Here is a 25,243-nt window from a genome sequence, read left to right as displayed (position 1 = left end):
AACTTGTGTATAGCAGGAGTATTTACTCCTACTAGCTGCACTATGTCTGGACTGAGTATACTGCTGTTTAAAACTTCCCTTAAGGTATAGCGCCTAGCTAATATACTGCTTTTCGTAACTATATATTCAGTAAGCTCTAAACTTTTGAGGGTATAAGAAACTGCCATAAAACAAAAAAGGCCCCGGATTGCTCCGGGGCCTTTCATTATAGGACAAGCTTAGTACTAAGCGTTGTTCTCTTCTTCAGAAGCTTCATCAGAACCTTTTGCCTTTTTAGCGGCAGCAGCTTCCAACTTTTTCACGCCAGCTTCTTTCTCATTCTCCAGCATCTGCTCTTTCAGGGCAGAAAGTGCGTCCAGGTCACCTAGGGTAGACTTGTTCTCAACTTCTTTCTGAACTTTTGGAGCTTTCTCTTTCTTCTCACCACCAGCTGCAGGAGCGGCTTTCTTAGTGGCCTTCGCGATACGTGCGTTGTCAGCCTCTGAGTAAGTAGCAGTGTGTGAAAGGATGATCTTACGGTCGTCCTTAGAGAATTCAGTTACTCTGAAATCAAGGCTGTCACCAGCTTCTACCTGAGAACCGTCTTCTTTAGTAAGACCTTTCGGGAATGCGAAACCTTCGATACCGTATGGCAACTCCAGTGTAGCGCCTCTGTCTGATTTCTCAAGTACAGCAGCTTTGTGCACTGAACCTACGTTGAATACAGACTCGAATGTATCCCATGGGTTCTCCTCCAGTTGCTTGTGACCAAGAGCAAGTCTTCTGTTAGCTACGTCAAGCTCCAGAACAACAACGTCAAGGTTTTCACCAACTTTCACGAACTCAGATGGGTGCTTGATCTTCTTAGTCCAAGACAGGTCAGATACGTGTACCAGACCGTCAACACCTTCTTCAAGCTCCAGGAACAGACCGAAGTTTGTCAGGTTACGAACTACGCCAGTGTGCTTCGTGCCAACTGCATACTTCGTGATAACATCTTCTTTCGTCCAAGGATCTTCAGTAAGCTGCTTGATACCAAGAGACATTTTGCGCTCTTCGCGGTCAAGTGTCAATACAACTGCCTCAACCTCGTCGCCTTGCTTAATGAAGTCTTGTGGGTTGCGCAGGTGCTGTGACCATGACATTTCAGAAACGTGGATCAGACCTTCAACGCCTGGCATCAGCTCAAGGAATGCGCCGTAGTCAGCTACGTTAACGATCTTACCTTTCACTCTTGAACCAACTTCAATTTCAGCTGGCAGAGCATCCCAAGGGTGTGGAGTAAGCTGCTTCATGCCAAGAGAGATACGCTTCTTGTCATCATCGAAGTCAAGCACTACCACGTTCACCTTCTGGTCAAGGTTCAATACTTCTTCTGGGTGATTAATACGTCCCCAAGAGATATCTGTGATGTGAAGCAGACCGTCTACGCCACCAAGGTCGATGAACACACCGAAGTTTGTCATGTTCTTGATAACGCCTTCCAGAACCTGACCTTTTTCCAGGTTGTTCAGGATAGCGGCACGCTGCTGCTCCAGGTCTTTCTCGATAAGTACTTTGTGAGATACAACCACGTTGTCGAAAGCGGCGTTGATTTTCACAACTTTCACTTCCATCTTCTTACCAACGAACACGTCGAAGTCACGGATCGGCTTCACGTCGATCTGAGAACCTGGTAAGAAGGCTTCAACACCGTAGAGGTCCATGATAAGACCACCTTTGGTTCTTCTCTTCACTACACCCTCCAGAACGTTGTCGTTCTCAAGCGCGTCATAGATCTTAGCCCAGGCAGAAACAATCTTCGCTTTCTTGCGAGAAAGGATCAGCTGACCGTTCGGGTCTTCCTGGTCTTCGATGAATACTTCAACCTCGTCACCAACTTTCAGCTCAGGAAGATCTCTGAATTCTGAAACTGGCACCAGGCCGTCAGATTTGAAACCGATGTTCAGGATCACGTCACGATCAGTGATACCTACCACGATTCCTTTAACAACCTCCTGCTCCTGTACCGTAGTCAGGGTGTCGTCATACATTTTTTCCATTTCAGCGCGCTCTTCTTTGCTGTAGCCGCCACCGAAACCTTGAGACTCAAACTTGTCCCAATCGAAATTTTCTGGAGAATTACTCATAATGTTTTACTGCTCTGGAGAAGCCACCGACTTAGAGCAATAGGCCGGTTTGGTTTGGTTTTACATTTCCCCGAACATACAGTCGGGGCCATTCACTCGAATGAAGGGGCAAAAGTAAGGAATACTTAGAAACAATGCTAGTATTTAGTATAGATTTTGCAAAAGATACTACAGGTATAACTACCTGAAGCAGAAGGCATATAGCAGATTTCACCAGCAATAAATAGTCGAAATGAATAGCAGGTCTAGTCCTGGCTCTTTCCAAAGCTTTTCATACCCTGCTTCTATCAATTTCACAAAACCAGGATTACCTTCCGCTAGAGAACGAGGTATACACCTACCGATGAAGCCTTTTTGAAACGTCCCTTTGGAATTGTACATCAACGGAATTTATACCTGAAACAGCAAAAAAGCATGCATCAGTAGCCAAACTGAAAATTCAATATGAAAGCTTCTACTTATCATGCACATCACAAGCTGTTACCCACTGATGAACAGCATACTGTTACAATCCAACTAAATATATTAGCAACTATATATTCCTACTTTTTAGCTGCATTCAGGTACATCTGCCAATCCTCATTGGAGTCGTTCAGGTGCTGTTGCAGGAAGGTATAGAGTGAGGGTCGGGATGGGTGTTGCTGAAGCTTCAAACCAGCCTCTTCAGGGGTACGGTCGCCTTTACGGGAATTGCACCTGGAACAGGCCGTGACTATGTTTTGCCAACTGGTCTCCCCTCCCCTGGATCGAGGCAACAGGTGATCCAGGGTCAGATTGCGGGAGGTGCCACAATACTGGCAAAGGAAGTTATCGCGACGCAGCACATTATGCCTGCTGAGGGATATTCCATAGTAGGGCACCTTGACGTAGCGTTGTAGCCGGATAACAGACGGAACAGGATAAGAGGTGCTGATCGTGCGCAAAACTGCACCATTGGCCTTGGAGATGAGTTCAGCTTTTTCGAGATAGACAAGCAAAAAGGCCCTGGTCACCGTGCAGACGGCAATTGCGCTGAAGTCCTGGTTTAAGATCAGTACTTTGTCTCTCATAGCCTTGCTTTGAACTAATGCTATAGCTTCTACGAGAATTAACCAACTCGTTATAGCCGAAGTTCAAAGAAAAACGCTGAGAATCAGGAAAAAATGCGCTTGATAATACGTAGTTTATGGGAGTAACGCTTGCGCTCGGCATTATAGATGCCGTTGTGGTCGAGCGTGTCAATGCGGATCTCGCCGTGGGCATGCATGATTTGCTGCCCCTCCAGCATAATGCCTACATGTGTAATACGCCCTTCTTCGTTGGCAAAATAAGCCAGATCGCCCGGCTGAGTCTGAGTAGCAAAGTGTACTTCGTCGCCTACTGCCACCTGCTGGCTTGCATCACGGGGCAATTGGTAGCCGCACAGGCAATAAACTTGCTGTGTAAAGCCAGAACAGTCAATTCCGAACATAGACTTACCACCCCACAGATAAGGTGCTTTCAGGAAGCCCAGCGCTAATTTAGCAAGCTGAGCCGTTGTAACCGACACAGCAGGGTTCGTGGCACGTCCGCTATACTGATAACTCTGACCATCAATGCGCAGGCTCATGCCATCAAAAAACGGCAAACAAGCCCCTATGCCCACCGGAATGCGCATCTCAGCATTACTCACAACCTGCACAATGTCCAGCGCACGTGGGTGCTGTACTGCTTTCCACTCCTGGTAATAGGCAACTGACACAGGTACATACTGCTTAAAATCAATCCAACCGGTATACCCATCAGAGGCTAACTGCACCTGCGCCCAGTTCCCCTGCTTACTCAGCACCTCTAAACACTCCCCAAATAGCACTTGGGTCACCATTTCCGCTTTATCAGATGGCTCGGCGCGCATCGGCACCAGACTGAGCATGCAAATTCCGTAGTCCATTATGATTGAGTGAGTTATGAGTTAGTGATGGAGTGATTTAGAAAATTCTGAATAAGTTAATGGGTGAGTTAAAAGGGGATGAATGTAGGTACAGGTCGCGACCTGTCCAATCGTGTACAGGTAATCATGTGCGATCAGTAAATTAACCATTCACTCAAACATTAACTCACTAAATCAATTAATATCCGCTTCTATCCAGCTCGCGTTTTATATCCTTTGCTTTAATGTCTTCTCGCTTGTCATGCAGCTTCTTACCCCGTGCCAGTGCAACCTCTACTTTAGCAAATCCACGTTCGCTGATAAATATACGGGTTGGTATCATCGTCACACCCTGCTCCTGCACTCCTTTCTCTAGTTTCCTGAGTTCACTTTTGTTTACGAGGAGTTTGCGCACACGCATTGGTTCATGGTTAAAGTGCGTGCCTTCTGTATAGGTGGAGATATGCACGTTGTGCAGGTATAGCTCGCCGTTGTGCAGCACACAGTAACCGTCCTGCAGGTTTACCTGGCCTTCCCGGATCGATTTGATCTCGGTGCCCTTGAGCATGATGCCTGCCGTATATTTATCCAGGAACTGGTACTCAAAAGAAGCCCTGCGGTTCTGAATATTGACGTGCTTCTTGATTCTGTCTTTATCTTTTGCTTTCGTCATGCTATTTTGTTGGAGCCAGTATGCTGGCCAGTTTTTCTTTTTTTAAAATTTTCTGCCCGGTCTCCCCGTCTGCCACAAGTCGATCTCCCACACGGGCTTCAAAGCCGCAGATTACACGGTTGCCTTCCTGCAATTTCAGACAAGCCGTAATCTCGATCACTTCACCCTCAAAGGCTGGACTTTTATGATTGATAGTCAGAAAAGTACCTATACCCTCTTCATCCTCTTCTTTCATCTCCAGCACAAACAAACGACCAGCCCATTCAGCTGCTTGTGCCAGCGAAAAGGTGCTGCATACCGCGTGCACTAACCCATCATCAAAGCGGGCAAAGTCCGCAGCCGTCACCATCTTGCGGTATACCTTGGTGTCGCCTGTGTGGAAGGGGTTCTTCATGTGATCATTGAGTGGTTTAGCGAGTTAGTGATTGGCAAAATGGTTAATGTTGTTCGTGCACGATTTACACACCCCGCCCCTCTCAAGAGGGCAATTGGTGCATGATTGCCGAGGTATAATTGGACCGTTCGTGACCTGTCCCAACATTTATACCTTTTCAACTCCTCAACTCTCTAACTCTTAAACTCCCAAACTCCTAAAACTTCATCCTCGGCTCCGGACTTACATACTGGTCAGCGAAGTCGCCTTTAAGATATTGGTAATGAGCTGTTATGGCAATCATACCTGCATTATCGGTGCAATACTGGAAAGCCGGGATATATACGTTCCAATCGTACTTTTTGGCATAATCCTGTAGCGCCTGTCGCAGCCCTGAGTTAGCAGATACGCCGCCGGCTATGGCCACTTCTTTAATGCCCAGGTCTTTTGCTGCCAGCACCACTTTCTTTAGCAGGGTCTTGATCAGGGTATACTGCACACTAGCGCAAATATCGGCCAGATTCTCCTGTACGAAGTTCGGGTTATCTTTCGTTTTATCTTTAAGGAAGTAAAGCACCGAAGTCTTGATACCACTGAACGAAAAGTCGTAACCCGGCATATTGCCAACCGGAAAAGCAAATGCTTTCGGGTTGCCTTGCGCTGCTGTCTTGTCCAGCATAGGGCCGCCGGGGTATGGCAGACCGAGCATTTTAGCCGTCTTGTCAAAGGCCTCCCCTACGGCATCATCGGTCGTCTGGCCGATGATCTCCATATCCAGATGGTCTCTTACGAGTACAACCTGGGTATGGCCGCCGCTTACGGTCAGGCACAGGAAGGGAAAATCAGGCCTGGGATCGTCAATGAAGTGCGCCAGAATATGCGCCTGCATGTGATTGACGTCAATCAGCGGGATATTGAGGCCCAGTGCAAAAGACTTGGCAAAGGAACTGCCTACCAGCAATGCACCTAGCAAGCCCGGGCCACGGGTAAAAGCCACTGCATTTAAGTCAGTTTTGATTACATTTGCTGTATTCAAGGCCTGCTCCACTACCGGAATAATGTTCTGTTGGTGCGCTCGCGACGCAAGCTCCGGCACAACACCGCCGTATTTTTCGTGAACAGCCTGAGTAGCAATAACATTTGACAAAACTTTGCCGCCACGTATAACCGCTGCAGACGTTTCGTCGCACGAAGATTCAATCGCTAATATTGTAGGTTCAATCATCTTTTGGAAAAAGAACAGTCCATAAATTACTTCAAAGTTATAGGAAAAGCCATTCTAAAAATAGTTTTGGCCTTAATCCTGTTGCTTTTGGTGGTATTTACGGTTGTTTTTGTGGCTATTCGCTACCCGGGTGTGCAAACCAAGGTTGCCCAGAAAGCGGCCGAGTATATCTCCCGCACCATTGATCACGAGGTCACCATCGGCAGGGTCGACATTGAGTTCTTCAGCAATGTGATCCTGGAGCAGGTGAAAGTGCTCGACTACCGGGGGGAGGAGCTCTTCTATGTAGGTCGGGCTGAGGCCGACATCAGTCTGTTCTCTATCTTTAGGCCAAACACCCTGGGTATAGCCACACTGGAGCTGCAGGAGCCACGGGCCAATCTGGTACAGTACGAAGGCACCGACTCCCTCAACCTCTCTACCTTTATCACTGCCCTCAGCGACCTGATCACCAAAGACACGACTAAAGCTTCCCAGCCTTTCGAGTTTTCAATTGATGAACTCATCATCAAGAACGGAGCTTTCACCTACGACGATTTCAACCGCCCCCGTACCGATTACGGTATCGATTACTTTCACCTGGCCATCGACAGCATCTCGGCACGCTTTACTGAGTTTGCCCCCGGCGACACGCTCATGGTGCGAGTAACAGACCTGACTGCTCACGAACGTCCATCAGGTATACGGCTGCATAACCTTGATGTGTTGATGACCTATGCCTCCACATTCTGGGAGTGGGACGAGCTCGACCTACAGGTGAACGAAAGCAATCTGCAGGAATACATCCGCTTTGACTATAACCGATTCGGCAACTTCTCTGACTTTATGGATAGTGTGACCGTTACCGGCCGGATCAAAGACTCACAGGTATATTCCCGCGATATTGCCCTGTTTGCTCCGCCTCTCAAAGAGTACGATGAGAATGCTTACATCGCCTCTGCCGAAGTAGAGGGCCGCGTGGCTGAGTTCATTGCGACTAACCTGGACATCAAGTATGGGCAGAACACCCACATTGTGGGAACGATGAACGTAGACGGCTTACCGAACTGGGACGAGACCTTTGCCAACATCCGCCTGCGACCATCCACATTGAATGCCGAAGATATCAGGCAGTTTCTTCCGGCAGAAGCCTATACCATTGCCTCCAGACTGGGGACCGTAAAAATTGACGGTCGTTTTCTTGGATTCTACAATGACTTTGTAGCCAACGGCAGCTTTGTCACTGCACTGGGCAGTGTACAGTCTGACATCAACATGAAGATCAACAGAGGCACGAACTCCTCTTCTTACCGCGGTCGCCTTAAAACACAGAATTTCAACATAGGTCGCCTCATTGATAATACTGAGGTGATCAAAACGATCACAATGGATGGCAGTGTGGTGGGATCCGGTTTTACGCTGGAGGATGCCCGTCTAGAAATTCACGCAGATATTGCCCAGCTGCACGTGCTGGATTACAACTACCGTAACATCCGCACTGATGGTACCCTGAGCCGACAACAATTTGAGGGACAATTTGCGATCGCTGATCCAAACCTGGTGTTTACGGCCAATGGGGAAGTCAGTTTGGACAGGCAGAACCAAGCCTTTAACCTGCGTGCCGACCTGGAGAAAGCCGACCTTCAGGCACTTCGCATTACGGACAAAGCTGTTACCGTGCAGGCCAACGCCGACCTTAACTTCCGCGGCTTGCGCCTCGATGACTTTGAGGGTACCGCTTTTTTTGACAGTGCCGCCGTAATCTACGAAGGCCAACGCATTGCACTGGATACGATTCGTGTACAGTCCCGCATCGGAGAGGGCATCCGCAGTCTGACGCTTCGCTCTACGCCACTAGCCCTGCGGGTGAGCGGTGACTTTGACTACTCGGTGTTGATTGACGACCTGAAGCAACTGGTGCAGGAGTATGAACTGAACTTTGAGAGTAACGATGCTGCCACGGCCGCTTATTATAGCCGGAAGCGTCCTTCTACCCAGCCCGAGTACAGTCTAGACTATGACCTATACCTGCGGCGGGTTAATCCGCTTATCCAGTTATTCGTGCCGGAACTCACCATTTCTGACTTTTCTAAAATGGAAGGCACGTTCCGGCATGGCAACACGGTCATCCTGACCTCTTATGCCCGGATAGACACGATCCTGTACGACGACGTCACGCTCTACAACAACGATTTGGAAATTAGTACTTCTAAGTTGCAAAGCAGTCCGGATGTGCTTGCCAGTGCCCAGTTCACCTCTGACAAGCAGATACTGCCTTCGGTGGGAGAAACAGAACGTCTCTTGCTGGAGGCCATCTGGAGTGAGCGCACGATCGGCTTTTATACCAACCTGCTGCAGCCAGCCTATAACAACCAGGCAACAGTGGTGGGCGATATCAACTTCCTCCAGGACCGTCTGCAGGTTGTATTTGGCCGGTCCAACATCACGCTCCGCGAAACACCATGGGCATTCCAGCCTGGCAGTATGGTGTATATCAGCGAAAGCGGCAAACGTTTTGATTTTGAAGAGTTGATCCTTTCAAACCAGGACCAGATCATCCGGGTAGACGGTGCGGTTGGCCAGGACCCTGGCAGTACGCTGGTGGCCAGCATCAAGAACTTTGACCTCCGCAACCTTAACCCACTCATGCCAGAGCAGATCAGAGGTACCCTGAATGCTGAGCTAAGGGCACAGGATATTTATAACAACGCCATATTGAACGCCGGCATGCGTGTTGACTCCTTCTACCTCGACAATGTGCTGATCGGCAACATTCATGGCAAAGGCGACTGGAACAACGCCCAGCAGCAGATGGTGGTCGATGTGGACATCGACCGTAATAATAAAAAGGTTCTGACACTGACGGGCAATTACTACCCCCGCGCTGAAGAAGAGCAGCTGGATATGCTGGCCGTGCTGGACGAAACCCAGCTTAAGATTGTGGAGCCTATCCTGAAACCCATCATGTCGGAGTTGGAAGGTACCATGGATGGACGCATACGGGTACTCGGCAAACTCTCGGCACCTATCCTGACGGGGTCAGTGATGGTGACCGGCGGCCAGTTCCGGTTCGACTACCTCGGCACCACCTACCGATTCTCTGATCGGGTGTACTTCGGGGCCAACAGCATCAGCTTCCGTAATGCCCAACTGCGTGACCTTTATGGCAACGTGGGGTATGTGACGGGTGGCATCGCGCATGATGGATTCCAGAACATGGTGCTCGACCTGAACGCCCGCTTCCGGAACCTGATGATCCTGAACACGACCTACGAGCAGAACGAACTGTACTATGGAACCGCCTTCGGCACCGGTACGGCCAGTGTACTCGGTCCGGTGGATAACCTCAAAATAGACGTGAATGCCCGAAGCGACGCGAATACCCGTATTGTAGTGCCGCTTGACAATCAGACCGACCTGGCACGCAAAGACTTTATTCGCTTCGTAAACCGCAACGTAAGCGACTCAACCGGTGTAGCTGTGGCCGTGGAAGAGCAAAAGGTCGATCTTTCAGGCATTAACATGAACTTTGACCTCGACATTACGGATGACGCTTATTTCGAGATCATCATCGACCGGCAGACAGGTGACGTAATTCGCGGTTCAGGCAGCGGTCAGATACAGATGACGATCGATACCCGGGGTGAGTTTAACATGTATGGCAACTTTGAGATTGCTAACGGTGCATATAACCTCAACCTGCTAGAAGGCGTCGTATCGCGCGAGTTCAGGGTAACGCCAGGCGGCACCCTCTCCTGGAACGGTGATCCGCTGGATGGTATTATGGACATCCGGGCTACTTATACCCAAAGCGCATCCTTGGCCGATATTATGAGCAACCGAAGCCAGAGTGACATAACTTCTGCTCCACAGGGCCGCTACCCTGTAACGGCGATTGTTGATTTGAAAGGGCCTATACTGACACCCGAAATTCAGCTGGGCCTGGACTTTGAGAGTATGCCCGCAAACGCCCGGCTTCAGCTAGACCCGATTATAGCAGCTATCCGCAACGATGAAAATGAATTGAACAGGCAGGTGTTTAGCTTACTTGTGCTTCGCCGCCTGGCCCCTATCGGTATGTTTGGTTCGCTAGACAACGCAGGCGTATCAGCGGTGGGCGGTAGTTTAGGGAGCTTGCTCACAGGGCAACTCAGCGGCTTCCTTAACTCCATAGACAGTAACCTGGAAGTAGATATTGGTCTGGGCGATGTGAGTCAGGATGCGCTCTCTACTTTACAGCTGCGCCTGAGCTACACCTTCTTCCAGGGGCGACTGCGGGTAAGCAGTCAGACAGGTATAGGCGCAGCTGCACAGTCGGAGCAGGCTGGAGGTACCAACCGGAGCTCCTATCAGGGTAACTGGTCCATTGAGTACTACATCACACAAAGCGGTGAGTTGAGAGCCCGACTGGAGTATAACACCCTGCCGGAAAACTATCGTACCCGGGTTTCGAATACGCAACGACTGAGCTTACTGCACACAAAGCGCTTCGACAATCTGCGGGAACTCTTCGGCCGGGATCGGGAAGCACGCCGCGAGCGCCGACGCGAGCAGCGGGAAACACCCATTATCCTTGACTCCGACCCACGCATGAATCTATAAAGCCCGGAACAGCAGCCGGGCTTTTTGCATTAGCTGGCCGGAAGCACCTCATATTTAAATAATATTTCTATTTTTGCACGGAAGCGTATCGTATGGCAACAACTACCCCTAAGACAGTCAAGAAGAAGAAGCTCGGTAATTACCCGCATGCCATGGTGGTGTTCTCCATCTCCCTGGCTCTGTTTGTAATTGGCCTGTTCGGCATGCTGCTGATTCATGCTGGCAAGCTATCCGACATTGTGAAAGAAAGCATTGAGATGCAGGTATACCTGGACCGGAATCTAACGCAGGTACAGTTGGACCGTTTGCAGAAGACATTATCCGCCAAAGAGTACGTGGCATATAAAGGTGATACAGCCCAGGTACGGTTTCTTTCAAAAGAAGAAGGTGCCAAAGCCTTTCTGGAAGAGACCGGCGAAGACTTCATGGCCTTTCTGGGAGACAACCCTCTCCGTGATACCTATGTGCTCCGTATCAACGCTGAAAGCTCTAGCTCAGCCCAGCTCAAAGGTATAAAAAACGACATCGAAGGTATAGAAGGTGTGTATGAAGTGCAATATGTGGAGAGCCTGATCGAGTCCATTAACAGCAACATTCAGAAAATCAGCATCCTGCTCATTGCCTTTGCAGGGATATTGGTGCTGGTGGTGATTATTTTGATCAATAACACCATTAAACTGGCCTTGTACTCACAGCGATTCCTGATCCGGAGTATGCAATTGGTGGGAGCTACCTCGTTCTTTATTCAGCGTCCTTTTCTCAACCGCGCCGCTTTTCAAGGCATTATAAGCGGCATTGTTGCTTCTGTTCTGCTTTTTGCGCTGATGCAGTATGCTTACCGTGAGATCACAGAACTGAGTTTGCTTAAGGACGAAGAGCAGATGTACATGCTGATGATCGCCTTGATCGTACTGGGTGCCGTGATCGGTTTCCTGAGCTCTTACCGCGCTGTACGTAAGTACCTGCGCCTTTCACTAGACGAACTATATTAATATGGAAAACAAGAACAAGCTTGCCTTTGGCAGAAAGAACTACATCCTGATGCTGGTAGGCATTGCCGTGCTGGCTGTAGGTTTTATCATCATGACGCTCGATGACGAACAATATGGACTGGGCTTTCTGGGTATCACCCTAGGCCCGATTGTGGTCATGGCCGGCTTTGTGATCGAGTTGTTTGCGATCATGGTGAAAGATAGAACACACGAAAACACACAGGAGTAGCTAAATGAGTGAATGGCAGGCTATCATATTAGCCATAGTTGAAGGACTTACCGAATTTTTGCCTGTATCTTCTACAGGTCACATGATCATTGCTTCGGCCCTGATGGGTATAAATGAGCTTCCGATCACCAAAATATTTGCTGTAAACATTCAGTTTGGGGCTATCCTGTCGGTGGTGGTGCTTTATTGGAAGCGCTTTCTCAACAGTTTTGAGTTTTACCAGAAGCTGATTTTTGCCTTTATACCTGCGGCAGTCATCGGTTTCCTGCTCAACGACGTAATCGACGCGATGCTAGGCAGTGTGTTTATCACGGCTGTGATGCTGGTAGCTGGCGGTGTGGTGCTGCTTTTCGTGGACAAATGGTTTGCCCATGCCCAGGAAAACAAGATTACCTATAAGAATGCGCTTGTTATCGGCTTCTTCCAGTGTATTGCCATGATTCCGGGCGTTTCCCGTTCTGCGGCTTCTATCATTGGCGGCCTTACCCAGGGCATCAACCGCAAAGCGGCCGCTGAGTTTTCCTTTTTCCTGGCGGTACCCACGATGCTGGCCGCGGCTGGTTATAAATTGGTAAAGGACTTGTTGAAGCTCGAGATATCGGACCTCGTTACCTTTGACCTCATAAAAATCAGAAACAGCTTCGACGTGATTACGGCCGATGACCTGCGCCTGCTCCTTATTGGCAACGTAGTCGCATTTATCGTCGCCATGATCGCCATTAGGTTCTTCATCAACTTCCTGACCAAGTATGGCTTCAAGATGTTTGGGTATTACCGCATTGCACTAGGTATAGCTTTGCTGGCGCTGCTGGCCATGGGCGTCGACTTAAGAGTATAATATGAATTACAACTTTGAAGCAGGCGAGATCCTGCTGCTCAATAAACCGCTTACCTGGACCTCGTTTGACGTGGTGAAGAAAGTGCGCAATACGCTTCGTGTGAAAAAAATCGGTCATGCCGGCACGCTTGATCCCCTGGCTTCGGGTTTGCTGATCCTGTGCACTGGCAAATTCACAAAGCGCATTGACGAGATACAGGCACAGGAGAAAGAATATACCGGCAAAATTACGCTTGGACAGACCACTCCCTCCTACGACCTGGAAACACCCGTAAGCGAAAGCAAGGACATCAGCCACCTTACACCAGAAGACATTCAGGCTGCTGCCAACAGCTTTGTAGGCACCATCGAGCAGATACCTCCTATTTACTCGGCGGTGATGATAGACGGCAAGCGTGCCTATGACCTGGCACGCAAAGGCAAGGAGGCTGAGATGAAACCCCGCACTGTTACCATTAAAGCCTTTGATATTACGAATATCGAAGGAGCTGTCATCTCTTTCAAGGTGATTTGCAGCAAAGGCACCTACATCCGCAGCCTGGCCCACGACTTGGGACAGAAGCTAGCGGTAGGCGCGCACCTTTCCGCCCTCGTGCGCACTCGTATTGGGGAGTACAAGTTGGAAAATGCCCTTACCATAGAAGACATACAGCAGATCAGAAGAGCCCAACTCGAAGCGGATGGAAGTAATTCGTGATATAGCTGATTTTCCGAAACTAAGTTTTCCTGTGGTGACCAGCGGCACGTTTGACGGCGTGCATGTAGGGCATCAGAAAATCCTGCAACGTGTAAAGGAGCGTGCCCGCCAAACCAACGGACAGAGTGTGGTCATCACCTACTGGCCCCACCCGCGTCTGGTGCTCTTCCCTGAGGACAATGACCTCAAACTGCTCGCTACTATCGAGGAGCGGATTGAGCAATTGCGCAGTTTCGGTATTGACTACCTACTGATCATCCCATTTACAAAAGACTTTTCCCGCCTCAGCTCACGTGCTTTCATATCGGATGTACTGGTCAAGGCGATTCATACCAAGGTACTTGTCATCGGCTACGATCATCGTTTCGGTAAGAACCGTGAGGGTAGTTTTGAGCATTTGAAAGCCCGCTCTGCCCAGTATGGTTTTGAGGTAGAGGAAATACCTCGTCAGGATGTAGATGACATCGGTGTCAGCTCTACCAAAATACGCAAGGCCATCGAGTCAGGCGACATCCCCACCGCCAACCGTTACCTGGGCCATACCTATAGCCTCACCTCCCCTGTTGTGGAAGGAAATAAGTTGGGTCGTACCATTGGGTTCCCTACTGCTAATTTGGCGCTGCCTGCTCCGCACAAGCTTATACCGGGCCATGGCGTGTATGCCGTTTGGGTTAAGCACCAGGAACAGCTCCTTCCAGGCATGATGAACATCGGCGTACGCCCAACTGTAGAGGGAACTCACCTTACCCTGGAAGTGCACCTTATCAATTTTGAAGGCAACCTCTACGGACAAAGCCTGACGGTTGAATTTGTGGAAATGCTGCGCCAGGAAAAGAAATTTGAGGGCCTTGAAGCGCTTAAGTCACAGCTAGCCAAAGACAAAGAAGCGGCGATGCGTGTACTCCAGGCCCAGTAAGGTATAGCAAATCACATTTCAGCTAAACAAACCATCCCATAAAAGAGTAATCTAAACGATTTCCAGCCTCATACCTTAAAATTACAGGTATAGGCCCGGAATTTAGAAAGCTTTTAGGTATACCGTTGGATGGAGCACATTACCCTTCTTTATGACCCGGCGCAGGAAAGTGTAGTCCAGGAATATATCATCCCTGTTTTCGGGGATCAAATCTCTCAAATTCAGCCTTTTCAGCACAATGAAGTCAGTCAGCTAGCCATTGCGCATGCTTGCTGCGTGGTCACCTACCTGAATGATGAGCAACTGACCGAGGTAGTGCCGGTTGCCCTGCGGGAAAAATGGACACTTGGTTTTCTGCCCCACCCTGACATGAAGGAAGCCCGCCAAGGCTATGGCGTTTCAGATGACCTGATGGAAGCGATTGTCGACATACGGCAAAGAGACAAAGGAATAAGTGCCGACCTGCTGATCTGTAACGACAAACCGGTGTTCAACACGGTGGTGATTGGCAACAGCCTGAGCCTGTTGTCAGCCAATGTCTCCCGCAATCCCATTCTATCGCGCATGGACAAGGTGAAGAGTATCTTCCGCCATCCAGAGTTGCTCAAACCCCGGCCTTTTACCATTACCACCGGCAATAAGCCCCCCATCAAAACGGCGGCTTTGGGCATCATATCTGTGCTGCACGGCAAAAGCTCCCTGGTTTCACGCATTTTGCTGAAGGACTCTTTTATCAACGATGGGCGGCTGCATGTGCTTATACTAGCGCCGCGCAGCATCATGGAACTGGTTAGGTTTTCCATATCATCCGCTTTCGGCCAGAATGGTAGTCAGCGTATACCTTCGTTCGTCGGGCACATCAAAACGCGATCTGTGGTGATCAGCAGCGAGATCGCCATGGACTTCTCGCAGGACAACCGCCTGATGAGCTCGAAAGAGATAGAACTTCGCGTTAGCGCTGATAAGCTGACAATCATTCCGGGCCGCTACCTGGCACTGGACAAGACTAAAAGTGATGCTGAAGAGAAGTTTAAAGTGGGTACACTGCCACAAGGGGAGACTTTCTTGAACGAGTTTGTCCAGGAATCATTGCCATGGGTATACCATGCCTCTACGCACGAGTTCAAGGGACTCTTCACGGTGCTGCGTGAAAATGCCCGTCCCTCCAGTGCTTATCTGACTTTGATGGTGCTGTCTACGATGCTGGCGACCTTTGGCTTATTTGCCAACTCTACCCCTGTGATCATCGGTGCCATGATCCTGGCTCCCCTTATGTCCCCGATCATATCACTCTCTATGGGAGTGCTGCGGCAGGACCGGCAGTTGACACTCAAGAGTATGAAAACAATTGGGTATGGTCTTATGCTCGGTTATATCGCTGCCATCCTGCTTACCTGGCTTAGTCCTTTGCAGGCCATGAACGACGAGATCACCGCCCGCATACGTCCTAACCTCCTGGACCTGGGTGTGGCCATCGTGTCAGGTATAGCAGGTGCTTATGCGCATGCCCGTGAGGAAGTGGCCAAGACCCTGGCAGGTGTAGCCATTGCAGTAGCATTGGTTCCTCCGCTTGCAGTATCAGGCATCGGCCTCGGCTGGGCTGACTGGGACGCATTTTTTGGGGCGCTCCTATTGCTCATGACCAACCTGGCTGGCATCGTGTTGGCAGGCTCTTTTACATTTATGCTGTTGGGCTTTAGTCCGCTTCATCTGGCCAAGAAAGGATTACTGGTGTCTCTGCTGGTAGTTGTGATTGTGAGTTTGCCGCTGGGCTACGGTTCATTCACCATGGTTCGCGACCACAATGTGATCCGATCACTCAGTAATTTCACCGTGGACGATATCACAGTCAAGCAGGTTTCAGTTGTCAGAGGCAATCCTATGACGTTGAGTGTGACCCTTGTTTCCGAGAAACCGATCAATAACGAAGACCTGGATCGGGTGAAAGCAGCCATATCCAAGGAAATAGGAGTTGACACACAGTTAGAGGCATTGATCGTGGTGAAAAAATAACTCCTCACCTGTCCAAGAGTGGATTTCACCTAAAAACGCTGATGCTGACTTTGTATATGGCCTTTTTTCTATCTAACTTTCTATCGGATAAAATCTAAGTTCAATTGCTGCCGTTACGGCTATACCTGCTGCATTGGCACATAAGCATACCTTCTAACGATGATAAATAAAACTGTAAAGAATGCACAGGAAGCCCTCCAGGGTGTGCAGGATGGCATGACCCTGATGTTGGGTGGCTTCGGTTTGTGTGGCATCCCAGAGAACGCCATACAGGAACTCCTGCGTCTGGGCGTGAAAGATCTGACCTGCATTTCGAACAATGCCGGTGTGGATGACTTTGGCATCGGCTTACTCCTGCAGAAACGCCAGGTCAAAAAGATGATCTCCAGCTATGTTGGTGAGAACGCCGAATTTGAGCGCCAACTGCTGAGTGGTGAGCTGGAAGTTGAATTGATTCCACAAGGCACGCTGGCAGAGCGTATCCGTGCAGGTGGCGCAGGTATACCTGCCTTCTTCACCCCTGCCGGCTACGGCACCGAAGTGGGCGAAGGCAAGGAAAGTCGTGAGTTCAACGGCAAAATGTACCTGATGGAAGAATGGCTGAAGGCGGACTTTTCGTTTGTGAAAGCCTGGAAAGGCGACACGGCCGGCAACCTGATTTTCAAAGGCACAGCCCGCAATTTTAATCCAATGATGGCAGCAGCCGGCAAGATCACCGTGGCGGAGGTAGAAGAACTGGTACCAGCCGGTGAGTTGGATCCGAACATGATTCATACGCCAGGTATCTACGTGCAGCGCATTTTTGAAGGAGAGAAGTACGAGAAGCGCATTGAACAACGAACAGTGAGAACTGCTTAAACAACAGCAACATGGGACTTGACAAAAACCAAATAGCGAAAAGAATCGCAAAAGAAGTAAAAAGCGGAATGTATGTGAACCTGGGCATCGGTATACCTACACTGGTGGCCAATTATATACCTGAAGGTATAGAAGTGGTGCTACAGTCAGAAAACGGACTGCTGGGCATGGGCCCCTTCCCTACCGAAGACAAGGTGGATGCCGACATGATCAATGCTGGCAAGCAGACGATCACGACTCTGCCGGGCTCCTCTATTTTCAGCTCGGCTGAGAGCTTCGGTATGATCCGGGGGGAGCACGTGGACCTGACTATCCTGGGTGCCATGGAGGTTTCGGAACAGGGTGACATTGCCAACTGGAAGATTCCGGGTAAGATGGTGAAAGGTATGGGCGGCGCCATGGACCTGGTGGCCTCTGCCAAAAACATCATTGTAGCGATGCAGCACACAGCTCGCGATGGTTCCTCTAAACTTCTGAAAGAATGTACCTTGCCTATTACAGGTGTTAAGTGCATCAAGAAGATCGTAACTGACCTGGCCGTGCTTGAAGTAACTGGAGAAGGTTTCAGGTTGCTGGAGCGTGCTCCGGGTGTGAGTGTAGAAGAGATCCAACAGGCAACTGAAGGACGATTGATTGTGGAGGGTGATATTCCCGAAGTGCAGCTTTAAGACCTATACTAACCTTAGCAGAAGCGCAGCTTTACACTGCGCTTTTTCTTTTTAAATTTGCCTGAAAGCGCTTTTTGACGCTCTAAAATAAAATATCATATCAAAACGATACTTGCTTCACGTATACCTGTAGCAAGCAATCCCAAAACTAATATATGAGTGAAAAAATAGAAGCAAACTCTGAACACCGGCTGTTATTGCGCCAGCTGGAGCTCAAGGATTACAAAGAAGTACAGGAGATCATGAATAAGGTGTACTCTAACATTGACGGCGCCTGGACCCGTAAAGAGTTCTCCAACCTCCTCAAAAAATTCCCGGAAGGTCAGATCTGTATAGAAGACAAAGGTCAGGTGGTGGCCGTGGCACTCAGCCTCATTGTGGACTACGCTGCCTATGGCGACAAGCATACCTACGACCAAATCATTGACAACGGCACCTTCAAGTCGCACGACCCGGAGGGTGATACACTTTACGGTATCGATGTGTTCGTAGACCCGGAGCATCGCAATCTGCGTCTTGGACGTCGTCTGTATGACGCCCGTAAGGAAATCTGCGAGAACCTGAACCTGCGCGGTATCATCGCCGGCGGACGTATACCTGGCTACAAGGACTATGCAGATAAGCTGACCCCTGCCAAGTACATTGAAATGGTGCGTAACAAAGAGTTGTCGGATCCAGTGCTGTCTTTCCAGCTCAGCAATGACTTTCACGTGCGTAAGATCCTCAAAGGCTATTTGCCAGACGATACTGAATCAAGGGCTTATGCTACGCTACTGGAATGGATCAACGTGTACTATGAAGAAAAGGAAAAGCTACTGGGTGGCAAGAAGACTGTCGTGCGCATTGGCATTGTGCAATGGCAGATGCGTGCCGTAAAAGACCTGGACGACTTTATGCAGCAAGTGGAGTTCTTTGTCGACACTGTTAGTTCTTATAAGTCAGACATGGTGGTTTTCCCGGAGTTCTTCAATGCTCCCCTAATGGCCCTCACAAACGAGGAGTCACCGTCTGAGGCCATCCGTAGCATGGCCGAGTACACAGATGAAATACGTGAGCGCATGATACACATGGCTCTCTCTTACAACATCAACATCATTGCGGGCAGCATGCCAGAGTACTATGACAACAAGCTGTACAACGTAAGCTACCTTTGTCGAAGAGACGGCACATATGATAAGCAGTATAAGCTGCATGTGACGCCCGACGAATCGCATTATTGGGGTATGCGCGGTGGCCACAAGCTCAAAATATTCGACACCGATATAGGCAAGATAGGCATCCTGATCTGCTATGATGTGGAGTTCCCGGAACTGGCTCGTATGCTGTCTGACATGGACATGAAAATTCTCTTTGTTCCTTTCTGGACTGACACTAAGAACGCCTACCTGCGGGTACGTCTCTGCGCCCAGGCTCGTGCCATTGAGAATGAATGCTATGTCGCCATCACTGGTAGCGTGGGCAACTTACCGAAAGTTGAGAACATGGACATCCAGTATTCACAATCTGCTGTATTCTCCCCTTCCGACTTCGCCTTCCCGCACGATGCCGTGGTAGCCGAAGCAACTCCGAACACAGAGATGACCCTGATTGCCGACCTGGACCTGGACCTGCTCAAGGACCTGAATACAGCCGGCAGCGTACGGAATCTTAAGGATCGAAGAAAGGACCTCTACAACCTGAGTTGGGTGTTGAGGCAGGAGGAGTAAGCTTTGAGCATAAAGCCTTGGACATAAAAAAGGAGCGGTTTGCCAATAAATTGGCAAACCGCTCCTTTTTTATATAAACTGGTCAAACAATTGCTAAACTATACCTGCTCTTCTTCGCGCTTTTGATTCTAGATTTAAAGCAACAATTACTCCGATTAATAGGCCAATTAAACCGCCTATAGCTAAGAAATTTCTTAATCTTGGCCCCGTAGGTTTCAGTCTAGGTACAAATCCAGTAACAATCTCTACGTTGGCTAGCTTCTCTAGGTCTGCTTCCAGATTGACTTGCTCTTTGTACATTGATATGCTCTCCCGGTACAGATTAGTAGGATCTATTGGCTGACCATAGATAAAGCCATTGACAGGCCCCCTTGGCTCACTCACATTGGTTTTCATGCTATCAATAGATGATATCTCTCCCCTGAGCTTGGAGATCATATTTTCCACCTGTCTTTGCTTTATTCTCTTTTGACGGGCAAAATACCTGTTGTTTTCCAGGTAATTCGTTATCGCAGGCTCAAGATTTTCGAAAAGCTGAGGATCGTAAATTGTCAGTTCAATACGGAAAGGAGAACCTGTCAACACACTGTCTTCGTCAACTCTGTCCTGATCCAGGTTAATAAATTTCATTTCTTTGATCTCCTTTGCAGCAGCGGGTGATATATCCATCCTATCTGCCACAGCTTCAAAGTTATCGTCATTAATCATTTCTGAGAGTTTGTTCAACTGATCTTCAATGAATTCATTTCGGATATTGGCAAGCACCAGGGTCATGGAGGAAGTATAATACGGCTTAGTGATGTAATAAGCTCCATAACTCAACATTAATCCGACCAATACCCAAAGCGTAATGAATAGAAACTTTTTTCTAACTACCTGAACTGTATACTCAAACTTAGAAGCTATTGTATTAAAAAGATTACCAATCTTACTAAAGATCAAATTTAAGTCAATCTCATCACTTTTATTATTAGCAGGTTGCATGCTATTTTCTTTTTCTACTTTATTATACATGTTGACAAACTTTCACAAATATAAGCCATAAATAAAAAGTATATATAACATTTATTCAACCAATATAATTTGCCAAACTTAAGAGAACACAAGGTGATTCAATGAATTTCGATGGTAGAGATCTATTTAAACATATTATTAATTATCAAGCCTATAAAGGTTACTATTAGCGATCTTCATAGAATACATTTAAAGCATTAATGTTTTAATCTTTTAAAGCATAATGGAAACTAAAATAACTTAATAGAAGCTAACATCTTTCACTACTATTCTTGTCTTTGAATTTGGGTAATAGATTCACTATATTTGATACACTCAAAAGAGAATTACTCTTACTTAATAAGCTTTTATCAGCATTATTTGAATTATAAAATTTTAACCAAGCTGTATTAATAATGCTGATAAAAGGCATTTTTTGGGATTTAACTGATAAGTTTTTAAACCAAGGCATCACCTTCATAGTATCAATATTTCTTGCCCGTATCCTTGCACCTGAAGATTTTGGATTAGTAGGTATGGTTATGGTGTTTGTGAGCTTTTCACAAGTATTTATGGATATTGGATTTAGTACAGCTTTAATTCAAAAACAAGAAGTTACTGAAGAACAATTTTCGACAGTGTTCTTTTTAAACATCATCTTCGGTTTTGCACTTACCTGCCTATTTTATTTTTTATCTGATCTTATCGCTATATTCTATGAGAATGAATTGATTTCAGATTTGGTTAAAGGAGCCTCTTTTCTATTCTTGATCAATTCGTTCTCGATAATTCAAAATACGAAGTATTTAAAAGCTATCAATCTCAAACCTCTAGCTATATTCAGATTGATAGCAGTTGTTATTTCTGGTATCATTGGAATTCTAATGGCCTACAATGATTATGGGGTTTGGAGCTTGATTGTACAGAGCATTATGAATGCCTTAGTTTTTACTGTTCTGATATGGTTAGGATCTAATTGGAGACCTATATTATGCTTTAATTTGAACAGTATAAAAGAATTATGGAGTTATGGCTCCAGAATATTTCTACCAAATGTACTCGAAGTAATTTTCTCGAGGCTCGATGTTATGATTATTGGTAAACTTTTTACACCAGCTTCATTAGGTTATTATACAAGAGCGCAATCTTTGAATAGTTTAATTATCCACTATAGTGCTGGTAGTATTATGAAAGTGTTTTTTCCTGCTATTAGCAGGAATCAACATAATCCAACTAAAGTTAAAGAAATGTACCTAATAGTACTTGCCATTGTGTCTTTCGCAGCATTAGGTCTACTAAGTATTCTATTTGTTAGTTCTGAAAGCATCATTGTAATCCTTTTTGGAAATAAATGGTTACAATCAGTAGATTACTTTAAAATACTTGTTTTGGGTGGATTTGCCTACCCTTTAAGTTCCGTAATGGTCAATGTTATTAGTGGATTAGGCAAATCTAAAGCCTACTTAAGACTTGATTTAATTAAAAAATTCATTCTCTTAGCCGTGTTTATTATTGGCTTTCAAATTGGAATCATGGCTTTCCTTTACGGTCTTCTGATTTTCTCTACGCTTGCTGTCTTAATTAACATGCACTTTGTAAGCAAAGAAATCAAAATTTCATTAATAGATCAGGTAAAATTAGTTACACCTTATTTTTTTGCCGCATTTGTTGCTTGCACAATAGGTCTTATACTAAATAGCTCGCTTTCATTACCACTATTTGCCAGACTCATAATAGAGACTACCGTAGTAACAGTAAGTTATCTTGTAATAAACTATATTATAAGTTCGCAGGCGTTAAAAATTTTAAGAAATAAAATATCAACTTTCAAGTTCAGTAAAGCTTAAGCCATTAATTTTGATTTATGTTATTAAGTTAAAAAGTTTCTATAAGTCACACAATCTTTGTTCCAATATCTACTTGGCTTAAAAGAGTCCATTACTGTCTTCTTTAAACGACTATGGTTTTAAACAAACTTATTAAAATTAAACATAGATTGGAAGGTATAGTAAGCCCAAATTATAGTTGTATACTATGCAAGAATAAATTAAAACGTTTTAAACCAATCTCACACATATATGAGCATCAGATAAAGAAATATGGGTTTCCCTATTCTTTATCTGATGCTGAGACACTAAATATAAGCCAGTATAGTTGTCCTCACTGTGGCGGTTCAGATAGAGAAAGATTATACGCACTCTACCTTAACAAAATTTTGATTCCAAGTCAATCTTACAAATTATTAGACATAGCACCTTCAGCTAGTTTAGCATCTTTCATCAGAAGTTACAAAAACATAAATTATCGCTCTGCTGATTTATTTATGAGAAATGTAGATGACAAAGTAGATTTAACTAACATGGATATTTATGCTGACAATACCTACGACATTTTTATTTGCTCCCATGTCTTAGAGCATGTCCCTGATGACAAAAAAGCCATGAATGAACTCTATAGGGTACTCAAGCCTGAGGGTTGGGGAATAGCTATGGTACCAATCTTCAAATCCGTAAATATCACAGATGAAGATCCCTCAGAAAATAGACTGAGTGAGAAATGGCGAAGATTTGGCCAGAATGATCATATCCGTCTTTATGCCAAAGTAGACTATAAAAACCGATTGCATGAAGCCGGGTTTAAGGTAAAAGAATTAACAGTAGAAGATTTCAGTATTCAGGAATTCACTTCCAATGGTATAGATATCCACTCAGTATTATATATAGTTTCGAAATAAAGATGATTAATGTTACTAAACCCTTTCTTCCTCCCCGAGAAGAATTTAACGAATATCTAAACGGAATTTGGAGTAGAGAATGGTTAACAAATAATGGACCGCTTGTTAATGAGTTAGAATTAAAGTTGAAGGAATACTTTGAAGTTCCTCATCTGTTTTTCGTTAGCAATGGGACTATAGCTTTACAAATAGCTATTAAAGCTTTAGGGCTTACTGGCGAAATTATAACAACACCTTTTTCATATGTCGCTACTACAAGTAGTATAGTTTGGGAGGGTTGCAAACCAGTATTCGTTGACATTCACCCGAAAACTTTAAATATTGATTTTAGCCTAATTGAAGCAGCTATCACACCTCAAACAACAGCTATATTAGCAACGCATGTTTATGGAAACCCATGCGATGTTGAGGCCATCTCATTGATAGCTGCCAAGCATAACCTGCGAGTAATATATGATGGTGCTCATGCATTTGGCACGAATATCAACAACAAGTCAGTTTTCAACTTTGGCGATGTAAGTACTTTAAGCTTCCATGCTACGAAATTATTTCACACAACTGAGGGCGGAGCTATTATAACTCATGATGCTAATGTTGCAAGGGAAATAGCTTATATGCGCAACTTTGGTCATAACGGACCTGAAAAGTTCTATGGTGTTGGAATCAATGGGAAGAACAGTGAATTCCATGCTGCAATGGGCCTATGCAACTTAAAGTATGTTCCTTCCATACTTCAAAAAAGGAAAGCATTATCAGAAAGGTATGATTCCATGCTTCGAAATTTGAGAGTAGCAAAACCTTTTATACAACCAAATGCGGATTTCAATCATGCTTATTATGCAGTTGTGTTTGAAAGTGAATTGGACTTGCTAAAAGCAATAGAAGCATTACATGGAGTCTACGTATATCCTCGAAGGTATTTTTACCCTTCATTAGAAACTCTTCCTTATATACATTCTGAGCATAACATTAAGGTTTCTAGTGATATTTCTACAAGAGTATTGTGCCTTCCTCTGTATCATGATCTGTCTATCGAAGAAATAGATATGATTTCAAGAGCCCTATTAAGAGCTCAAAATTATTAAATGTAACTATATGCTAATCATTGGAGCGAAGGGACATGCCAAAGATATTTTAAGTGTAATAGAACACAACGATCATCACCATGAGGTCTATTTCTTCGATGATGTAACTGTAAATACACCTCCCACCCTTTATAATAAATATCCTATTTTAAGAACTCAAAAACAGGTTGAAGAGTTATTTCAAAGACAGAACGAGTTTGCAATAGGGCTAGGAAATCCAAAATTAAGGCACATGCTCTCTCAAAGATTCCAGAATATAGGTGGGGTTTTAAAATCAGTAATATCTACTGAAGCAAGTATCGGAAAATGTGAAGTATATTTAGGTGAAGGTATTAATATTATGTCGCGAGTTGTTATTACCAACAGCGTTTCCATTGGAGAAGGTGCTTTGATAAATGCTGGTGTATTAATTCATCATGATGTATACATTGGTCAGTATGCTGAAATTTCTCCTGGGGCGATTATTACAGGTGGAGCTATAATAGAGGAATTCAGTAGCATCGGGGCTAGCGCCACTATTTTACCTAAAATCAGAATAGGTAGGAATTCAATTGTTGGGGCTGGAGCTGTAGTTACAAAGGATGTTCCAGATAACACTACTGTAGTGGGAGTGCCAGCACGCAAACTAATTTGAGCCTTATAAAATTTTAAAATATCAGTGAAAGT

General features: G+C 46.2%; 21 protein-coding genes. 14 read left to right on the top strand and 7 right to left on the bottom strand.

The window, feature by feature from the left end; genetic code table 11:
- Nucleotides 1-224: 224 nt before the first annotated feature.
- The 6 genes from rpsA to tsaD form a co-directional block, all read right to left on the bottom strand.
- Nucleotides 225-2,108: a 30S ribosomal protein S1 gene (rpsA, locus tag AC5FX6_RS01585; protein WP_493595273.1), complete on the bottom strand. Its 1,884-nt coding sequence runs from the start codon at nucleotides 2,106-2,108 to the stop codon at nucleotides 225-227.
- 542 nt (nucleotides 2,109-2,650) lie between these two features.
- The gene (locus tag AC5FX6_RS01580) at nucleotides 2,651-3,157 is read right to left on the bottom strand and encodes an HNH endonuclease (RefSeq protein WP_493595272.1); all 507 of its coding nucleotides are present in this window, start codon (nucleotides 3,155-3,157) and stop codon (nucleotides 2,651-2,653) included.
- Nucleotides 3,158-3,240: 83 nt separating this feature from the next.
- Nucleotides 3,241-4,017: a C40 family peptidase gene (locus AC5FX6_RS01575; RefSeq protein WP_493595271.1), complete on the bottom strand. Its 777-nt coding sequence runs from the start codon at nucleotides 4,015-4,017 to the stop codon at nucleotides 3,241-3,243.
- A gap of 178 nt (nucleotides 4,018-4,195) precedes the next feature.
- Nucleotides 4,196-4,669, bottom strand: coding sequence for an SsrA-binding protein SmpB (smpB, locus tag AC5FX6_RS01570; RefSeq protein ID WP_493595270.1), 474 nt, complete (start codon nucleotides 4,667-4,669; stop codon nucleotides 4,196-4,198).
- Nucleotide 4,670: 1 nt separating this feature from the next.
- On the bottom strand, nucleotides 4,671-5,063 hold the full coding sequence (locus AC5FX6_RS01565) for a thioesterase family protein (RefSeq protein WP_493595269.1): 393 nt from the start codon (nucleotides 5,061-5,063) through the stop codon (nucleotides 4,671-4,673).
- A gap of 196 nt (nucleotides 5,064-5,259) precedes the next feature.
- Nucleotides 5,260-6,267, bottom strand: coding sequence for a tRNA (adenosine(37)-N6)-threonylcarbamoyltransferase complex transferase subunit TsaD (gene tsaD / locus AC5FX6_RS01560; RefSeq protein ID WP_493595268.1), 1,008 nt, complete (start codon nucleotides 6,265-6,267; stop codon nucleotides 5,260-5,262).
- Nucleotides 6,268-6,333: 66 nt separating this feature from the next.
- Here tsaD and AC5FX6_RS01555 point away from each other — a divergent pair, with 66 nt between their 5' ends.
- From AC5FX6_RS01555 to AC5FX6_RS01510, 10 genes are all read left to right on the top strand, one after another.
- The gene (locus AC5FX6_RS01555) at nucleotides 6,334-10,848 is read left to right on the top strand and encodes a translocation/assembly module TamB domain-containing protein (RefSeq protein WP_493595267.1); all 4,515 of its coding nucleotides are present in this window, start codon (nucleotides 6,334-6,336) and stop codon (nucleotides 10,846-10,848) included.
- A gap of 92 nt (nucleotides 10,849-10,940) precedes the next feature.
- A complete protein-coding gene (locus AC5FX6_RS01550; protein ID WP_493595266.1) occupies nucleotides 10,941-11,840 on the top strand; it encodes a cell division protein FtsX in 900 nt (299 codons plus the stop codon).
- Nucleotide 11,841: 1 nt separating this feature from the next.
- Nucleotides 11,842-12,069, top strand: a complete 228-nt coding sequence (locus AC5FX6_RS01545; RefSeq protein ID WP_493595265.1) for a DUF3098 domain-containing protein — start codon at nucleotides 11,842-11,844, stop codon at nucleotides 12,067-12,069.
- A 4-nt stretch (nucleotides 12,070-12,073) separates the two neighbouring features.
- Nucleotides 12,074-12,907, top strand: coding sequence for an undecaprenyl-diphosphate phosphatase (locus AC5FX6_RS01540; RefSeq protein ID WP_493595264.1), 834 nt, complete (start codon nucleotides 12,074-12,076; stop codon nucleotides 12,905-12,907).
- A 1-nt stretch (nucleotide 12,908) separates the two neighbouring features.
- On the top strand, nucleotides 12,909-13,604 hold the full coding sequence (gene truB, locus AC5FX6_RS01535; RefSeq protein WP_493595263.1) for a tRNA pseudouridine(55) synthase TruB: 696 nt from the start codon (nucleotides 12,909-12,911) through the stop codon (nucleotides 13,602-13,604).
- Nucleotides 13,588-14,520, top strand: a complete 933-nt coding sequence (locus tag AC5FX6_RS01530; RefSeq protein WP_493595262.1) for a bifunctional riboflavin kinase/FAD synthetase — start codon at nucleotides 13,588-13,590, stop codon at nucleotides 14,518-14,520. Before truB ends, AC5FX6_RS01530 begins: the two co-directional genes overlap by 17 nt.
- Before the next feature lie 129 nt (nucleotides 14,521-14,649).
- Nucleotides 14,650-16,533, top strand: a complete 1,884-nt coding sequence (locus AC5FX6_RS01525) for a DUF389 domain-containing protein (protein WP_493595261.1) — start codon at nucleotides 14,650-14,652, stop codon at nucleotides 16,531-16,533.
- A gap of 159 nt (nucleotides 16,534-16,692) precedes the next feature.
- Complete coding sequence (locus AC5FX6_RS01520) at nucleotides 16,693-17,391, top strand: CoA transferase subunit A (RefSeq protein WP_493595260.1); 699 nt, start codon at nucleotides 16,693-16,695, stop codon at nucleotides 17,389-17,391.
- Nucleotides 17,392-17,402: 11 nt separating this feature from the next.
- Nucleotides 17,403-18,059, top strand: a complete 657-nt coding sequence (locus tag AC5FX6_RS01515) for a CoA transferase subunit B (protein ID WP_493595259.1) — start codon at nucleotides 17,403-17,405, stop codon at nucleotides 18,057-18,059.
- 155 nt (nucleotides 18,060-18,214) lie between these two features.
- Nucleotides 18,215-19,765 (top strand): carbon-nitrogen hydrolase family protein, encoded by a 1,551-nt coding sequence (locus tag AC5FX6_RS01510; RefSeq protein WP_493595258.1) that lies wholly within the window; start codon nucleotides 18,215-18,217, stop codon nucleotides 19,763-19,765.
- Between the two features lie 93 nt (nucleotides 19,766-19,858).
- Here the strand turns inward: AC5FX6_RS01510 and AC5FX6_RS01505 are convergent, their stop codons facing one another.
- A complete protein-coding gene (locus AC5FX6_RS01505) occupies nucleotides 19,859-20,779 on the bottom strand; it encodes a chain length determinant protein (protein WP_493595257.1) in 921 nt (306 codons plus the stop codon).
- A gap of 395 nt (nucleotides 20,780-21,174) precedes the next feature.
- Here AC5FX6_RS01505 and AC5FX6_RS01500 point away from each other — a divergent pair, with 395 nt between their 5' ends.
- The 4 genes from AC5FX6_RS01500 to AC5FX6_RS01485 all read left to right on the top strand — a co-directional run bounded on the left by AC5FX6_RS01500 (nucleotide 21,175) and on the right by AC5FX6_RS01485 (nucleotide 25,211).
- Nucleotides 21,175-22,605 carry a lipopolysaccharide biosynthesis protein gene (locus AC5FX6_RS01500; protein ID WP_493595256.1) on the top strand — a complete coding sequence of 477 codons (1,431 nt, stop codon included), beginning with the start codon at nucleotides 21,175-21,177 and terminating at the stop codon, nucleotides 22,603-22,605.
- Between the two features lie 113 nt (nucleotides 22,606-22,718).
- Complete coding sequence (locus AC5FX6_RS01495) at nucleotides 22,719-23,492, top strand: methyltransferase domain-containing protein (protein ID WP_493595255.1); 774 nt, start codon at nucleotides 22,719-22,721, stop codon at nucleotides 23,490-23,492.
- 2 nt (nucleotides 23,493-23,494) lie between these two features.
- Complete coding sequence (locus AC5FX6_RS01490) at nucleotides 23,495-24,577, top strand: DegT/DnrJ/EryC1/StrS family aminotransferase (protein WP_493595254.1); 1,083 nt, start codon at nucleotides 23,495-23,497, stop codon at nucleotides 24,575-24,577.
- Nucleotides 24,578-24,587: 10 nt separating this feature from the next.
- Entirely contained in the window at nucleotides 24,588-25,211 is a 624-nt protein-coding gene (locus AC5FX6_RS01485) for a NeuD/PglB/VioB family sugar acetyltransferase (RefSeq protein ID WP_493595253.1), read from the top strand.
- The last annotated feature ends 32 nt before the right edge of the window (nucleotides 25,212-25,243 follow it).

This window comes from Pontibacter sp. LHS2 (genome assembly GCF_058932845.1).
Note: the sequence above shows the minus strand (reverse complement) of the source record. Positions and strands in the feature narration are given on the sequence as shown.

What these genes read in the sequence shown, in the direction of transcription:
- rpsA (WP_493595273.1), bottom strand. Translation starts at nt 2,108, where the DNA reads ATGAGTAATTCTCCAGAAAATTTCGATTGGGACAAGTTTGAGTCTCAA.
- AC5FX6_RS01580 (WP_493595272.1), bottom strand. Translation starts at nt 3,157, where the DNA reads ATGAGAGACAAAGTACTGATCTTAAACCAGGACTTCAGCGCAATTGCC.
- AC5FX6_RS01575 (WP_493595271.1), bottom strand. Translation starts at nt 4,017, where the DNA reads ATGGACTACGGAATTTGCATGCTCAGTCTGGTGCCGATGCGCGCCGAG.
- smpB (WP_493595270.1), bottom strand. Translation starts at nt 4,669, where the DNA reads ATGACGAAAGCAAAAGATAAAGACAGAATCAAGAAGCACGTCAATATT.
- AC5FX6_RS01565 (WP_493595269.1), bottom strand. Translation starts at nt 5,063, where the DNA reads ATGAAGAACCCCTTCCACACAGGCGACACCAAGGTATACCGCAAGATG.
- tsaD (WP_493595268.1), bottom strand. Translation starts at nt 6,267, where the DNA reads ATGATTGAACCTACAATATTAGCGATTGAATCTTCGTGCGACGAAACG.
- AC5FX6_RS01550 (WP_493595266.1), top strand. Translation starts at nt 10,941, where the DNA reads ATGGCAACAACTACCCCTAAGACAGTCAAGAAGAAGAAGCTCGGTAAT.
- AC5FX6_RS01545 (WP_493595265.1), top strand. Translation starts at nt 11,842, where the DNA reads ATGGAAAACAAGAACAAGCTTGCCTTTGGCAGAAAGAACTACATCCTG.
- AC5FX6_RS01540 (WP_493595264.1), top strand. Translation starts at nt 12,074, where the DNA reads ATGAGTGAATGGCAGGCTATCATATTAGCCATAGTTGAAGGACTTACC.
- truB (WP_493595263.1), top strand. Translation starts at nt 12,909, where the DNA reads ATGAATTACAACTTTGAAGCAGGCGAGATCCTGCTGCTCAATAAACCG.
- AC5FX6_RS01530 (WP_493595262.1), top strand. Translation starts at nt 13,588, where the DNA reads ATGGAAGTAATTCGTGATATAGCTGATTTTCCGAAACTAAGTTTTCCT.
- AC5FX6_RS01525 (WP_493595261.1), top strand. Translation starts at nt 14,650, where the DNA reads ATGGAGCACATTACCCTTCTTTATGACCCGGCGCAGGAAAGTGTAGTC.
- AC5FX6_RS01520 (WP_493595260.1), top strand. Translation starts at nt 16,693, where the DNA reads ATGATAAATAAAACTGTAAAGAATGCACAGGAAGCCCTCCAGGGTGTG.
- AC5FX6_RS01515 (WP_493595259.1), top strand. Translation starts at nt 17,403, where the DNA reads ATGGGACTTGACAAAAACCAAATAGCGAAAAGAATCGCAAAAGAAGTA.
- AC5FX6_RS01510 (WP_493595258.1), top strand. Translation starts at nt 18,215, where the DNA reads ATGAGTGAAAAAATAGAAGCAAACTCTGAACACCGGCTGTTATTGCGC.
- AC5FX6_RS01505 (WP_493595257.1), bottom strand. Translation starts at nt 20,779, where the DNA reads ATGTATAATAAAGTAGAAAAAGAAAATAGCATGCAACCTGCTAATAAT.
- AC5FX6_RS01500 (WP_493595256.1), top strand. Translation starts at nt 21,175, where the DNA reads ATGCTGATAAAAGGCATTTTTTGGGATTTAACTGATAAGTTTTTAAAC.
- AC5FX6_RS01495 (WP_493595255.1), top strand. Translation starts at nt 22,719, where the DNA reads ATGGTTTTAAACAAACTTATTAAAATTAAACATAGATTGGAAGGTATA.
- AC5FX6_RS01490 (WP_493595254.1), top strand. Translation starts at nt 23,495, where the DNA reads ATGATTAATGTTACTAAACCCTTTCTTCCTCCCCGAGAAGAATTTAAC.
- AC5FX6_RS01485 (WP_493595253.1), top strand. Translation starts at nt 24,588, where the DNA reads ATGCTAATCATTGGAGCGAAGGGACATGCCAAAGATATTTTAAGTGTA.